Source organism: Butyrivibrio sp. DSM 10294, assembly GCF_028539135.1.
In the GTDB taxonomy this organism is placed as follows: Bacteria; Bacillota; Clostridia; order Lachnospirales; family Lachnospiraceae; genus Butyrivibrio.
Genome location: NZ_JANSWL010000060.1, coordinates 46,902 through 60,587, shown reverse-complemented (window position 1 = coordinate 60,587; position 13,686 = coordinate 46,902). Strand labels below are relative to the sequence as shown.

Here is a 13,686-nt window from a genome sequence, read left to right as displayed (position 1 = left end):
GCTCCTTAGGTATCCAGGAAGCGCATTCCGGCCTTCTTCTCAGGCTTAGCCGGCTGCTGAAGCAAAGGCTTGGGCTTGGCAAAGGTATCTGTAAGGTTATTGGCCATACTTGCCTTACACTTAGCACAAAATCTTCCTGTTTGTATTAGTTCACCACAATTCTCGCACTGAAGCTGAAGCGGAGAATCCTTGGAGAACATAAGTCTCTCTTCACGGATCCACTGCTGGATCTGCTTGGTTGTGACTCCATTGTCTTCTGAAATCTGTTTAAGGCCAGCTCTGGGGTTTTCCTCAATATATTGCTTAACCTTCTGGAAATCGTCTTCAATAGCCTTTTTGCACGATTCGCAAATAGGCTGTCCTGCAACATAATTAAACATTTTACCGCATCTTGCACAATTCCGTAAGTTCATAAAGCTGACCTCCATTTATTTTTAAGTAGTTTGCCCGATGGAAAGGGTCAGAAAATAGACTTTCTCGACACCCGCCATCAGAAACTCATGGGCGATCTCATCAATGGTACTTCCAGTTGTATAGATGTCATCAATAATTAGTATGCACTTAAATTTTACATCATTTCGAGTTATATTAAAAGCTTTTTTCAAATTATTGCGGCGGCCCCGAGCGTCCAATTCCTTCATTGGTCTGGTGTTTTGGATTCTCTTAATAATATTTTCATATTCTCTTATGCCTATTTTTTTGGAAATTTCCCTTGCGAGAATCTCCGCCTGATTGTAGCCGCGGCTTATTTTTTTCTTCTCATACATTGGTACCGGAATAATTGCTTCTATGCCAAGGGACCGCAGCTTCCTCCCAAGCTTCCTCGCCGTCTCCGCAGCATAAAAGGTGGCGTATTCCTGCCTCCCCCTGTACTTGAATCTGTAGATGGAAGAGGCCATGCTTCTGTACTCAAAGACCGAAAAGCCACCTGTAAAATAGTGCCGCGTTTTCTTGCAGTCCTCACAGTATTCAGCGTACTCTCCCTGTTTTCCCAGGGGTTTGCCGCACTTAAGGCACAGCGGCCCTGTCACGTACTTAACCTGTTTGCGACATTTGGGATGTATGAGCTGCCCGGCCCGAAGCCTCCCTTTTGCTACCATGTAGGGGGCTACCACCCCATCGCAGACAGGGCATCTTCTGGGAAAAATCAGGTTCAGCCCCTCCTCATACAGCGTCAACAAAAACTTCTTCAATCCTTCTCCTTAATCCCGTGTATCTTTTTAGCTGCTGCTCGTTCTGGGTCATCTCTGTAAGTGTCTGGCTGCTGCCCAGGATACATACCGTATTTCTGGCTCTCGTTATGCCCGTGTACAGAAGGTTTCTGTTAAGAAGCATTCTGGGGCCTCCGAGAATCGGCATAACCACCGCGGGATATTCACTTCCCTGGGACTTGTGAATGGTGATGGCATAGGACAGTTCGATCTCATCCAGCTCAAAGAACTGATACCTCACAAGCCTGTGCTCATCGTATTCCACGGTAATATCCTCGGAGTAATCGTTGATCTCACGGATTATTCCCATATCTCCGTTAAAGATGCCCATTCCCGAATCCACTTCCGTGTTTAGCTTGCCCATTACTTTCCACTGGGCCTGATAATTATTCTTGATCTGCATGACCTTGTCCCCTTCGCGGAAGGTGACATCGCCGCTTACATGTTCTTTTTTGCTCTTGTCCGGCGGATTGAGGTATTCCTGCAATATTGAATTGAGCTGCATCGCACCAAGGGGTCCTTTTCTCATTGGGGTCAGTACCTGGATGTCATAGGGCGATGCATTGACATAGCCCGGAAGCTTGTCCCTTACAAGCTGGATCATATGCTTGTAGATAACCTGCGGATCGTTTCTCTCAAGGAAAAAGAAATCCTTGCTCTTATTATCCAGCACCGGTTGCTGCCCGTTGTGGATTCTGTGGGCATTCATGACGATGTCGCTCTCCTCGGCCTGGCGGAAGATCTTCTGAAGTATGATGGTAGGGAATTTGCCGCTGCTGATAAGATCAGACAGTACCTGCCCCGGCCCTACGCTGGGAAGCTGCGAGCTGTCTCCCACCAGTATCAGATGAATTCCCGGAACCAGCGCCTTGAGAAGTGCGTAAAAAAGATGTATGTCCACCATTGACATCTCATCAATGATTATGGCATCTGCTTCCAGGGGGTTGTCCCTGTTTCTCTCAAAATGAACTCCTCTGCCTTCCTTGTCATCAACTGCCTGACCGGAGACTTCAAGGAGTCTGTGGATAGTTCTTGCTTCGTAGCCCGTGGCTTCAGTCATTCTCTTGGCCGCACGGCCGGTGGGGGCTGCCAGCATGATATCCAGGCCTTCGCTGGCATAATAGCTGATTATCGTGTTGATGGTAGTGGTCTTACCCGTTCCGGGACCGCCTGTTATAATGACGATTCCGTTGGATATACTCTTGACCACCGCCTCGCGCTGGAGGTCGTCCAGTTCGATGCCTCTTCTTTTCTCTATATCAAGAATCCTCTTCTTATAGGATTCTCCTTCACTCTCGGATACGTTCTCCGCCAGATTAAGGTCGTGAAGCATAACGGCGCAGCCCTGTTCCTCGTAGAAATAGCTTGAGGCATATACTTCGCCTTCACCTCTCACAATGACTTTTTTGTCCATCATAAGATTATCAAGCTGGGTTCTTACAGCCATATCATCTATGGCAGTGTCATCCCCGGAGGATAGAAGATCCGTTGTTCTGCTGACAAGCTCATCAATGGGAAGATAGGTATTGCCGTCCAGAGCTCCCTGAAGAAGGGCGTACATAATACCCGATTTGATACGGTACTCAGAGTCCACCCGGATGCCTACTTTGGAAGCTATCTCATCTGCGGTCTTGAAGCCGATGCCGTCGATATCGTCGGCAAGCTGATAGGGATTCTCCATAAGGACAGAATAGATCCTGGCTCCGTAGTTGTTGTAGATCTTGACAGCCATGGTGTTGGTGATGCCATATTTCTGAAGAAATATCATGGCGTCTCGCATCTCTTTCTTCTCTGCCATCTGAATTCCGATGTCCAGTGCCTTCCTGTCGCTGATCCCCTTGATCTCTGCAAGGCGCTCAGGCTCCTCCTCGATGATTCTGAAGGTATCCTCTCCGAATTTCTTGACGATCTTGGCTGCCAGAGCTTCTCCGATGCCCTTGATGGCGCCGGAGCCAAGGTATCTCTGCATGGAGACCGCATCATCCGGAACCACGATCTTATAGCTTGTGACCTTGAGCTGCACGCCGTAGACCTTGTGGTTCACCATGACTCCTTCGACTTCCAGTGAATCTCCCACATCCACGTCACGGAAATTTCCCACACAGGTAAGGTCATCCTCATCGGTTATAAGATTTAGAACTCCATAGCCGGTATCCGCTGACTTGTATATAAAATGTTCAACAAAACCTTTTACAATCTCTTTTTCATTTTCCATGGTGACCATTATAGCATAAAAAGAGCCGCCTGTTTCTTAAGATTTCTTAAGAAATAAGCGGCTTTACGGTCACTCTTCATCCGGAATATCGTATGTCCTCTTCAGATTCTCGTATAGCATTGCTGCAAACCCGTTGCTCTGCATGTCTGCGGAGGTTGCACATATGTCCTGAAGGGTCTGATCTTTGAAATAGTCAACCAGTGTGGAGGTTGATTTGTCTGCACCGGTATCGGGCTTCATGGCATCTACCGATTTCTGCATTTCCTTGAACATCTGCTCAAGGAAATATGCCTCGAAGCTCTTGCAGGCTTCCCAGAGTTCCGAGTCCGTGGACTTGGAGGAAGTGCTTGCTATTTTATTCTGAATAGCCTGGGTGCTGGCGTTCTTACTCTCCTGCATTGCATATTCGGTAAGAGCCTGGGCGCCAAGACCGCTAATATCAAGTCCCGCCATAGTTATCTCCCCTTTTATTGTTTAAAAAATTATCTCTTCAGCGAGTTGGCTGTCTGCATCATCTCATCCGTAGTCTGGATCGCTGTTGAATTCATTTCATAGGCTCTCTGGGCAACGATCAGATTGACCATCTCTGTTGCTACATTTACGTTGGAGCCTTCAAGATAGCCCTGGACTATCTCACTCTTTTTAATATCACCATCAGCCTCTTCTTCCAGGATAGCTTCTCCGCTGGCTGCTGTCTCTTTCCATGCGGCGCTGCCGACACGTTCCAAACCTTCCCTGTTCCTGAACTGCCAGATGCCGATCTTCATGCCAACTTCCTCGGGTACTCCCTGCTCGTTGGGATAATATATAGAGCCGTCGGCACCAATGGTTATTCTACTGGCTATTGCTCCTGCCATTTCAATCTGTTCGCCGTCAGTACTGAGAACAAGGTTACCTTCTGCAGTGGTTAGAACCAGTGTATCTCCTCCTGTCTCCTGAAGAGCCCAGGTGAAATTACCGTTTCTGGTATAGAGCTGAGTCTCGCCGTCTGCGTCAAGATAGCTAAAGAAGCCGTCGCCGCTAAGAGCCACAGCTGCCGGATTATCACTTGTCTGGAAGGATCCTTGAGAAAAATACTGATTGATTGAGGATGTTCGGACACCAAGTCCTACCTGAGAATTGGTTGGCTTGGGAGTTCCGTTTGCTGTGGACGTTACCGTCTGAAGCTCCTGGTACAAAAGAGACTTAAACTGCGCCCCCTGTGCCTTGTAGCCCGTGGTGTTAACGTTAGCCAGATTGTTGGCGATAGTGTCAACGTTTGTCTGCTGGGCGTTCATTCCTGTTGCTGCTGACCATAAGCTTCGTACCATAGCAAGTACCTCCCTCTTACTTTTTTATCGGCAGATATTTGCAATTATTTTATTAAAAAAGTATTAAATCAAAGTTTACCAAGCTGATTAACCGCAATCTCAAGAGTTTCGTCTATGGTTGTGATCATTCTCTGGTTGGTATCGTAGTTTCTCTGAACAGCGATCATATTGACCATTTCATCCACAACGGAAACGTTGGACTGCTCCAGGAAGCCTGCATAGATGGAGCCTGTTGCATCGATGGCCACGGCCTGATCGGTGGCTATATACATATTCTCTCCGTAGTGCTCAAGGGTGTCATAGGTGATTCTTCCATCGGGATAAGTGGTCTTTTCAAAATCAAATCTTCCGATGGTGGCCACAACCTCTCCATCCTGGATAAGTTCTCCTCTTGTATTTATATCAACATCTAAATCGGGATTGATCTGAATGTGCTGACCGTCCTGATCAAGGACAAAGTCGCCGTCCTGAGTTACGAGAACACCTTCCGAGGTGAGGGTGAAATCACCGTCTCTGGTGTACATGATCTGTGTGACATTTGGTGTATCTATCTCGATGTTTTTGGCCTTGTTGGTGTACTCAATACCAAAGAAGCCATAGCCTCCTATAGCCAGATCGAAGGTGTTGCCGGTTTCCCTCATGGGGCCTTCACTCCAGTCAACATAGCCTTCTCCGATCTTAACGCCGGGATTAATAACGCCCAGTCTACGAGCTGTAAACGGGGCGTCAGTGTAATCTTTTATTTTGAGCGCAAGCTGATCATTGAAAGACTGAGCTGTTGCGCCTTCCTTTTTGTATCCGTTGGTATTGGCATTGGCCAGATTGTTGGTGAGCACGTCCATTCTGTGCTGCTCGTTGATCATACCTGTGTAAGCAGTGTAAAGACCTTTTACCATATATGTGCCCTCATGCCATCCATGCTCTTACAGCCATTCATTCCGTGAACGGGGGTATTAATCCTCGTGGTAGCCCGCAATGAACTCCACATAGCGTCCGGTTCCGATAGCAACCGCTGTCATGGGATCCTCTGCTGTCATGGTGTTGATACCGGTCTTGGAATAGATAAGATCCTCAAGTCCGCGAAGAAGTGCTCCGCCGCCTGTAAGGACAATTCCTCTCTCTGCAATATCTGAGGAAAGTTCCGGAGGTGTGCTCTCAAGTACGCTGTGAATAGCCTCGATGATCTGTGATGTGGGCTCCTTAAGTGCTTCCTCTGTCTCCTCTGAGGATACTCTTACTGTCTTGGGAAGTCCTGAAAGAAGGTTTCTTCCTCTTACATCAAGATAATCGTTCTCAGCTCTTGGATAAGCTGTTCCGATCTTGATCTTGATATCTTCTGCAGTACGAGGTCCGATGAGAAGGTTGTGCTTCTTTCTCATATATCTGACAATGGCCTCGTCGAAGTCATCGCCCGCAACCTTAACTGATGTGCTCTCTACGGTACTTCCGAGAGAGATAACGGCGATATCGGATGTACCACCGCCTATATCTACGATCATGTTTCCGCAGGGCTTGGTGATATCGATACCTGCGCCGATAGCAGCAGCAATAGGCTCCTCGATGGTCTTAACTTCTCTTGCTCCGCAAAGTCTTGTTGCGTCTTCTACAGCCTTCTTCTCAACCTCTGTTGCACCACTGGGTACACATACAGCTATGAAGGGCTTACGATGGATCCTGCGTCCGATAGCCTTCTTGATAAAGTAGCGCATCATCTGCTCTGTGATCTTATAGTTGGAAATAACGCCCTGTCTCAAGGGTCTTACAGCTACAATGTTGCCGGGAGTACGACCAAGCATCAGTCTTGCGTCCTCTCCGATTGCCTTGATCTCCTCAGTGTCTCTGTCGTAAGCTACAACTGAAGGCTCCTTCAATACAACTCCCTTGCCTCTGATATAAACAAGTACGGAAGCTGTTCCTAAATCGATTCCTATATCTGCGTACTGCATATTTCCTAAGTACCCCTTTCAAAATCAAGCAAAAACGTCCTTTTTACGCCATAAGCGCATAGACGTGGATAATAAAGTTTACAATATCATTGCAATTATAAACCAAATTTCAAATTAAATAAAGGGGTATGCTAATCCTATATATATATCGGACCAAAAATCAAAAACATTAATGAAATTCCCTGCCGACTATTTCAACATCTTCTTGATATATGCCCCTGTAAAGGACTTCTTACACTTCGCCACTTCCTCCGGTGTCCCCTGCACAACTACCGTTCCGCCTTTGGAGCCGCCCTCGGGACCCATGTCTATGATGTAGTCACCTGTCTTGATAACGTCAAGGTTGTGCTCAATGACAATTACTGTATTGCCCTGCTCCACCAGCTTGTGCATGATCTTGACAAGCTTCTGAACATCAGCAAAGTGAAGACCGGTAGTGGGCTCGTCCAGGATATACACTGTCTTGCCGGTGCCGACTTTACTAAGCTCGGTGGCAAGCTTGATTCTCTGAGCCTCACCTCCGGAAAGTTCGGTGCTGGGCTGACCAAGCTTGACATAGCCAAGTCCTACATCGTAGAGAGTCTGGATCTTGCGCTTGATGGTCTTGACGTTCTCAAAGAAGGTAAGAGCCTCCTCAACCGTCATATCAAGGACGTCGTAGATGCTCTTGCCCTTGTACTTGACCTCAAGAGTCTCGTGATTGTAACGCTTACCTCCACAGACTTCGCAGGGTACGTAGACATCAGGTAAGAAGTGCATCTCTATCTTGATGATTCCGTCGCCGCCGCAGGCTTCACAGCGTCCGCCCTTGACGTTGAAGGAAAATCTCCCCTTCTTGTAGCCTCTGGTCTTGGCATCGGGAGTTCCCGCAAACAGATCTCTTATCATATCAAAAACGCCGGTATATGTAGCGGGGTTGGACCTTGGTGTTCTTCCGATAGGTGACTGATCAATGGCAATGACCTTATCAAGCTGCTCTATACCCTCAATGGTCTTGTGTTTGCCGGGAATACATCTTGCTCTGTTAAGATCCCTTGCAAGCCTCTTGTATACGATTTCATTGACGAGGGAACTCTTGCCGGAGCCTGAGACACCGGTAACTATAGTCATAACGCCAATGGGAATCTCCACATTGATATTCTTAAGATTATTCTCCTGAGCCCCTACTACCTTAAGCCACCCCTTAGGCTGTCTTCTCTCTGAAGGAACCTCAATCTTAAGCTTGCCTGCAAGATACTGGCCGGTGATTGACTCCTTGACCTTCATGATCTCCTCAGCGGTTCCTGTGGCGACTATCTTGCCGCCGTGGGAGCCGGCGCCCGGGCCTACGTCTACGATATAATCCGCAGCCCTCATGGTATCCTCGTCGTGCTCAACAACGATCAGCGTATTGCCAAGGTCTCGAAGGTTCTTAAGTGTATTAAGGAGCTTGTCGTTATCCCTCTGATGCAGACCGATACTGGGCTCATCCAGGATATAGCAGACTCCGCAGAGACCGGAACCTATCTGGGTTGCAAGCCTGATTCTCTGAGCCTCGCCGCCTGACAATGTACCGGTTGCTCTTGAAAGCGATAGATAATCCAGGCCTACGTCCACAAGGAATCCTACCCTTGCTCTTATCTCCTTAAGAACCTGAGAACCTATCATCTCCTGCTGCTTGGTGAGCTGCAAGCCCTCAAGATATGTCGAGAGCTCATCTATGGACATTGATGTTATCTCATATATGTTTTTGTCATCTATAGTTACGGCCAGGGCTTCCTTCTTAAGTCTCTGTCCGCCGCAGAGCTGACAGGGTGTGATCCTCATGTACTGCTCATACTCTGCCTTGGCTGTCTCAGAGAAGGTCTCCTTGTATCTCTGCTCAACATTTTTGATAAGGCCGTCGAACTGAATGGGATAATCTCCCTCTCCTCTCTGGCCCTTGTAGTGCACCATTACGGTCCTGTCGGAGCCGTGAATAAGCATGTGCCTGATATCCTCGGGAAGATCCTGGAAAGGAGTATCAAGGCTAAACTTGTATTCCTTGGCCAGCGTCTTAAGCACAGCGTTGGAAAAGCTGCCGTCCTTGTTGGAGGACTGCCAGCCCATTACTACGATACATCCGTCGTTCAAGGAAAGAGACTGATCCGGAATCATCAGATCCGCATCAAACTCCATCTTATAACCAAGTCCGAAACAGTCAGGACAGGCACCGAAGGGATTGTTGAAGGAAAAGCTTCTGGGTTCAATCTCCGGAACACTGATGCCGCAGTCGGGACAGGCGAAGTTCTGGCTGAAGCTAAGCTCCTCTCCATCCACAACATCCACAAGAAGGAGTCCGTCAGCAAGAGCCAGTGCATTCTCAACGGAATCCGTAAGTCTTCTTCTAAGGTTCTCGTTGTCCTCATGAACCACGATTCTGTCCACGATTATCTCAATGCTGTGTTTGATGTTCTTATCAAGCTTGATCTCTTCCTCGGTGAGTTCATACTGGCTTCCGTCAATGCGGGCTCTCACATAGCCTGCCCTTTTGGCTCTGTCCAGGGTCTTGACATGCTCACCCTTTTTACCCCTTACTACAGGCGCAAGGATCTGGAGCTTGGTGCCCTCTCCAAGAGCTATGATCTGGTCGCACATCTCATCCACGGTCTGCCTTCTGATCTCTCTGCCGCAGTTAGGGCAGTGGGGGATGCCAATTCTGGCATACAGAAGTCTGAAATGATCGTATATCTCAGTAACTGTGCCCACTGTGGATCTGGGGTTCTTGTTGGTGGATTTCTGGTCAATGGAAATAGTCGGGGATAGTCCCTCTATTCGCTCTACGTTGGGCTTGTCCATCTGGCCCAGGAACATCCTTGCATAGGAAGACAGTGATTCCATATATCTTCTCTGTCCCTCGGCAAAAATGGTATCGAAGGCAAGGGAGGACTTACCGGAACCGGAAAGTCCCGTAAATACCGTCAGAGTCTCCCTTGGGATCTTGACGTTCACATTCTTAAGATTATGTTCATTGGCACCACGCACCCTGATATAGTCATGGATATCAGAGGGAAGAATCCTCTTGGTGGTGGTGTTCTTCTTGGTCATACTGCTGTTTTCAGCCATATAATAATTCTCCTGTCGGGTAAAAAAACGTTCAGGCTTGGCGCCCTTACTGCCCGTTTGTCATCTCGTTGTAAACCTTCTTAAGTTCTATCATCTTGTCACGAAGCTCTGCCGCGGTCTCGAAATCCAGCTCCGTTGCGGCCTTCTTCATCTTCTTCTGAACCTGTCCGATGAGTTTCTCCAGTTCCTCTGCATTCATGGATTCCGGATCCTTCTCGAACTTCACCTCTTCCTTGGCAACAGCCTTGGTTACGGCGATGAGGTCTCTAACCGCCTTCTTGATGGTCTGAGGTGTAATGCCGTGTTCCTCGTTGTATTTCTGCTGGATCTTACGACGTCTTGCGGTCTCGTCAATGGCCCTCTTCATGGAATCGGTCATATTATCGGCATACATGATAACACGGCCCTCCGAGTTACGGGCAGCACGACCGATGGTCTGAATAAGAGAGGTCTCTGAACGAAGGAATCCCTCCTTGTCCGCATCCAGAATGGCAACCAGCGAAATCTCCGGAATATCCAATCCTTCTCTAAGGAGGTTGATTCCCACAAGGACATCGAATACGTCAAGACGCATATCTCTGATGATCTCTGACCTCTCCAGGGTATCAATGTCGGAATGCAGGTATTTAACCCTGATACCTGACTCTGCCAGGTATTCGGTAAGATCCTCTGCCATGCGCTTGGTAAGGGTGGTAATAAGGACCTTGCTCTTCTTGTCAACTTCTGTTCTGATCTCGCCCAGCAGATCGTCTATCTGACCCTCAACGGGCCTGACATCCACCTCGGGGTCAAGAAGTCCCGTGGGTCTTATAACCTGCTCAGTGCGAAGAAGCTCATGCTCCTCCTCATATTTGCCCGGTGTGGCGGAGCAAAACAGCATCTGATCGATATGTTGCTCGAACTCTTCGAAATTAAGAGGTCTGTTGTCCAGCGCAGAAGGGAGTCTGAAACCATAGTCCACCAGTGTCAGCTTCCTGCTCCTGTCGCCGTGGTACATGGCGCCTATCTGCGGGATGGTCATATGGGACTCATCAACGATTATAAGAAAGTCTCTGTCAAAGAAGTCAAGGAGCGTCAGCGGCGGCTCCCCCGGAGGCATGAAATTAAGATGTCTGGAATAGTTCTCGATTCCGGAGCAGAAGCCTGTCTCCCTCATCATCTCCACATCGAAGTTGGTCCTCTCCGAGATTCTCTGGGCCTCGATGAGCCTGTCCTCTCCCTTGAAGAACTTAATCTGTTCCTCCAGCTCCTTCTCTATGTTGTCGCAGGCCGCGTTTATCTTTTCCTGGGGAACAACGTAGTGAGAGGCGGGGTAGATCATGACGTGGGTAAGCTCGTGCCTGACCTTGGCGGTGACGGGCTCAATCTCTGTTATCCTGTCTATCTCATCTCCGAAGAACTCAACTCTTATGAGATAGTCGTCTGCATTGGCAGGGAATATCTCCACAGTATCACCGCGAACTCTGAAATTGCAGCGATCCAGCTCCAGGTCATTCCTCATATACTGGATAGCCACCAGATCTTTTAACAGATCATCTCTGTCCTTCTGCATTCCCGGCCTTAAGGAAATTGACATCCCCTTGAATTCCTCAGGACTTCCCAGACCGTAAATGCAGGATACGCTGGCCACAACGATGACGTCGTTCCTCTCGGAAAGCGAGGCTGTGGCAGAGAGCCTGAGCTTATCGATCTCGTCATTGATGGAGGAATCCTTGGCAATATAAGTATCAGTCTGGGGAACATAGGCCTCAGGCTGGTAATAATCGTAGTATGATACAAAATATTCAACGGCGTTCTCAGGGAAAAACTCCTTGAACTCGCCATAGAGCTGAGCCGCCAGGGTCTTGTTATGGGATATGATCAGAGTGGGCTTGTTCAGCGCCGCAATGACATTGGCCATGGTGAAGGTCTTACCGGAACCTGTAACTCCAAGCAGAGTCTCAAACTGATTGCCCTGCTTGAACCCTTCAACAAGTTCCTTGATAGCCCGGGGCTGATCGCCGGTAGGCTTAAATTCTGAGTTAAGCTTGAAATCCATGTTCCGCCCTCAAAAATCAATTAATCAAAAAAATGATACACTACAGATGCTGTTTGTAGTGTATCATTCTTAAACTAATATGTCTATCATTTTCAGAACAGTTGTTCTATTTTCTCTTCAGAATCAGAAGCAGTATCATGGCTGCAAGAGTAATTATCGAAACAGCAAGGGATGCCTTTTGCACAAAGGTTCCCCCATATTCAACAATAACATTTCCGGTATAGCCGCTCCTGTTTGACACCAGAACTGTTCCATGGTCTGATTCCAGCACAGGCAGATTGATTCTCTTTTCATCGGTTTCCAGGTATGCCCGATATCCTTTGTAGAATAGCAGTGGAACATCATACTCCAGCTCTGCTGCTGATACTATCTCAAAAGAATGAGTGGTTGAACCGTCGCTGATAAAATCGATTTCACCCTCTGCGCAACGTACGTTTCTTGTCGCACTCAGATCAATGACATCATCCTGAACCTTGGTGGATAACCATTCTCTTTTACCGGTGTGGTTAGAATTACCGCATAAGTACTCCGTGTCGATCTGAAACTTTTCCAAATCATTTACTGTACGGTTCTGCAGTACCCCGAAGAAACATGCAGCCAAGATCAGGATCGTCAATGCAAGATTCTTTTTCCTTGCATCATTTCCAAGCCCATGAGACAAATGCATAAGAAGGCCCAATGTCAGAGATGTAATGGCATATGGATACAGGCGATAGGTAAACTGGATCATATTGAAAATCGTTCCGTTCAGCAATTTCCAGGGAAACACATTGGTAGTCAGAAGGAAAGCCCCCAGGCCTGTCCAATAAAACATTTTTGTACTGAAATCTTTTTCATCAAAGATGATTGTCTTAACAGTAAAAATCACTCCCAGCAAAAGAGGGATTCCTACACCCACATAGGCGATTCCTCTGAAATACCCTGTAACCATCAGGAAATTTTTAAAGGGCTGTGTATTATTTCCAACCTGGGTCCAGGGGGTCTGATATCTAAACTCATCAGATACCATTTGTTCCAACATCGGAAACAAATAGTAAGCTGTCAGGCCAATAATTCCTATCCCTGCCAAAAGAAGACCTGCGAGCTTTTTTATTCGAAATGCACTCTTGTTCAAAGCTTTGGGCGAAGTCACTAATTGCCTGATCAGATGGATTCCAAAGAACACCACGCAAAAGCACACTCCCAGAAAGGTCATAATGGTGTGGGTCAAAAGAAGGCCCGTGGCTGCCACAACAAAAAGCTTTAAATAATGCTTTTCATAGACAAAAAAGTCGTACACAGCGGCAAATAGGATCGGCAAAAAGATATAGGCCATATATTCGCTCAATCCCACACGATTATGCAGATCAGCAAGATAAAACTGGGACAGCATGATCATGAATGTCCCTGCCATGGACATTTTTTTGTTTTTGGTAATATATGTCAGAGACAGATAATTCGTCACAGATGCTATAAAGCAAAGAATCAGTGCAAAATACTTCCATGTTCTTACCGGTGAGATTCCAATCAGCCTAAGAATCGCCGGAATAACCAGCATTATGTCCGGGTAAAACAGCGGGCTACCGTATCCATACCCTCCGTAAAACATAGTATATATCTTCGCAGGATACTCTCCATGCACTAAAGAATCTTTTACCGACTCTATTCTCAGTAAATGATACATCAGATCCGGATAATGCCCGCTAAGTCCCTCATGAAGGTATGGAAAAATCGTAATCGCAGCTATCACTCCGAAGCAGATCAATATAACCAATAAATCTAACAATGTTTTCTTAACATTCTTTTCCATAACAAGTATGCCCATTTCTCATTGGGCTGCCCCCATATGCTTTTACGTATGATTATACATTATTACAACAAAACACGGTAGGTGGTATTCTAC

The 13,686-nt window shown here is 47.3% G+C and carries 10 protein-coding genes; all 10 read right to left on the bottom strand.

Annotated features, from left to right (window positions below):
* Positions 1 to 5: 5 nt before the first annotated feature.
* Entirely contained in the window at positions 6 to 413 is a 408-nt protein-coding gene (locus NXH67_RS05255; RefSeq protein ID WP_022778636.1) for a hypothetical protein, read from the bottom strand.
* Positions 414 to 434: 21 nt separating this feature from the next.
* On the bottom strand, positions 435 to 1,193 hold the full coding sequence (locus NXH67_RS05250) for a ComF family protein (protein ID WP_272796671.1): 759 nt from the start codon (positions 1,191 to 1,193) through the stop codon (positions 435 to 437).
* Positions 1,165 to 3,426 (bottom strand): SF1B family DNA helicase RecD2, encoded by a 2,262-nt coding sequence (gene recD2, locus NXH67_RS05245; RefSeq protein ID WP_330676615.1) that lies wholly within the window; start codon positions 3,424 to 3,426, stop codon positions 1,165 to 1,167. The genes NXH67_RS05250 and recD2 overlap by 29 nt, the downstream gene beginning before the upstream one ends.
* A gap of 69 nt (positions 3,427 to 3,495) precedes the next feature.
* A complete protein-coding gene (locus NXH67_RS05240; RefSeq protein ID WP_022778639.1) occupies positions 3,496 to 3,879 on the bottom strand; it encodes a hypothetical protein in 384 nt (127 codons plus the stop codon).
* A 29-nt stretch (positions 3,880 to 3,908) separates the two neighbouring features.
* Complete coding sequence (locus NXH67_RS05235; RefSeq protein WP_022778640.1) at positions 3,909 to 4,736, bottom strand: flagellar hook-basal body protein; 828 nt, start codon at positions 4,734 to 4,736, stop codon at positions 3,909 to 3,911.
* A gap of 68 nt (positions 4,737 to 4,804) precedes the next feature.
* Complete coding sequence (locus tag NXH67_RS05230; RefSeq protein ID WP_022778641.1) at positions 4,805 to 5,632, bottom strand: flagellar hook-basal body protein; 828 nt, start codon at positions 5,630 to 5,632, stop codon at positions 4,805 to 4,807.
* 57 nt (positions 5,633 to 5,689) lie between these two features.
* The gene (locus NXH67_RS05225; protein WP_022778642.1) at positions 5,690 to 6,682 is read right to left on the bottom strand and encodes a rod shape-determining protein; all 993 of its coding nucleotides are present in this window, start codon (positions 6,680 to 6,682) and stop codon (positions 5,690 to 5,692) included.
* A gap of 189 nt (positions 6,683 to 6,871) precedes the next feature.
* Complete coding sequence (gene uvrA / locus NXH67_RS05220) at positions 6,872 to 9,748, bottom strand: excinuclease ABC subunit UvrA (protein WP_051139934.1); 2,877 nt, start codon at positions 9,746 to 9,748, stop codon at positions 6,872 to 6,874.
* Positions 9,749 to 9,812: 64 nt separating this feature from the next.
* Positions 9,813 to 11,804 (bottom strand): excinuclease ABC subunit UvrB, encoded by a 1,992-nt coding sequence (uvrB, locus tag NXH67_RS05215; protein ID WP_272796669.1) that lies wholly within the window; start codon positions 11,802 to 11,804, stop codon positions 9,813 to 9,815.
* Between the two features lie 106 nt (positions 11,805 to 11,910).
* The gene (locus NXH67_RS05210) at positions 11,911 to 13,593 is read right to left on the bottom strand and encodes a DUF6541 family protein (protein ID WP_272796668.1); all 1,683 of its coding nucleotides are present in this window, start codon (positions 13,591 to 13,593) and stop codon (positions 11,911 to 11,913) included.
* Between the last annotated feature and the right edge of the window lie 93 nt (positions 13,594 to 13,686).

Coding starts and splice junctions, on each gene's coding strand:
- NXH67_RS05255 (WP_022778636.1), bottom strand. CDS start 413: ATGAACTTACGGAATTGTGCAAGATGCGGTAAAATGTTTAATTATGTT.
- NXH67_RS05225 (WP_022778642.1), bottom strand. CDS start 6,682: ATGCAGTACGCAGATATAGGAATCGATTTAGGAACAGCTTCCGTACTT.
- uvrA (WP_051139934.1), bottom strand. CDS start 9,748: ATGACCAAGAAGAACACCACCACCAAGAGGATTCTTCCCTCTGATATC.
- NXH67_RS05240 (WP_022778639.1), bottom strand. CDS start 3,879: ATGGCGGGACTTGATATTAGCGGTCTTGGCGCCCAGGCTCTTACCGAA.
- NXH67_RS05230 (WP_022778641.1), bottom strand. CDS start 5,632: ATGGTAAAAGGTCTTTACACTGCTTACACAGGTATGATCAACGAGCAG.
- NXH67_RS05235 (WP_022778640.1), bottom strand. CDS start 4,736: ATGGTACGAAGCTTATGGTCAGCAGCAACAGGAATGAACGCCCAGCAG.
- recD2 (WP_330676615.1), bottom strand. CDS start 3,426: ATGGAAAATGAAAAAGAGATTGTAAAAGGTTTTGTTGAACATTTTATA.
- uvrB (WP_272796669.1), bottom strand. CDS start 11,804: ATGGATTTCAAGCTTAACTCAGAATTTAAGCCTACCGGCGATCAGCCC.
- NXH67_RS05210 (WP_272796668.1), bottom strand. CDS start 13,593: ATGGAAAAGAATGTTAAGAAAACATTGTTAGATTTATTGGTTATATTG.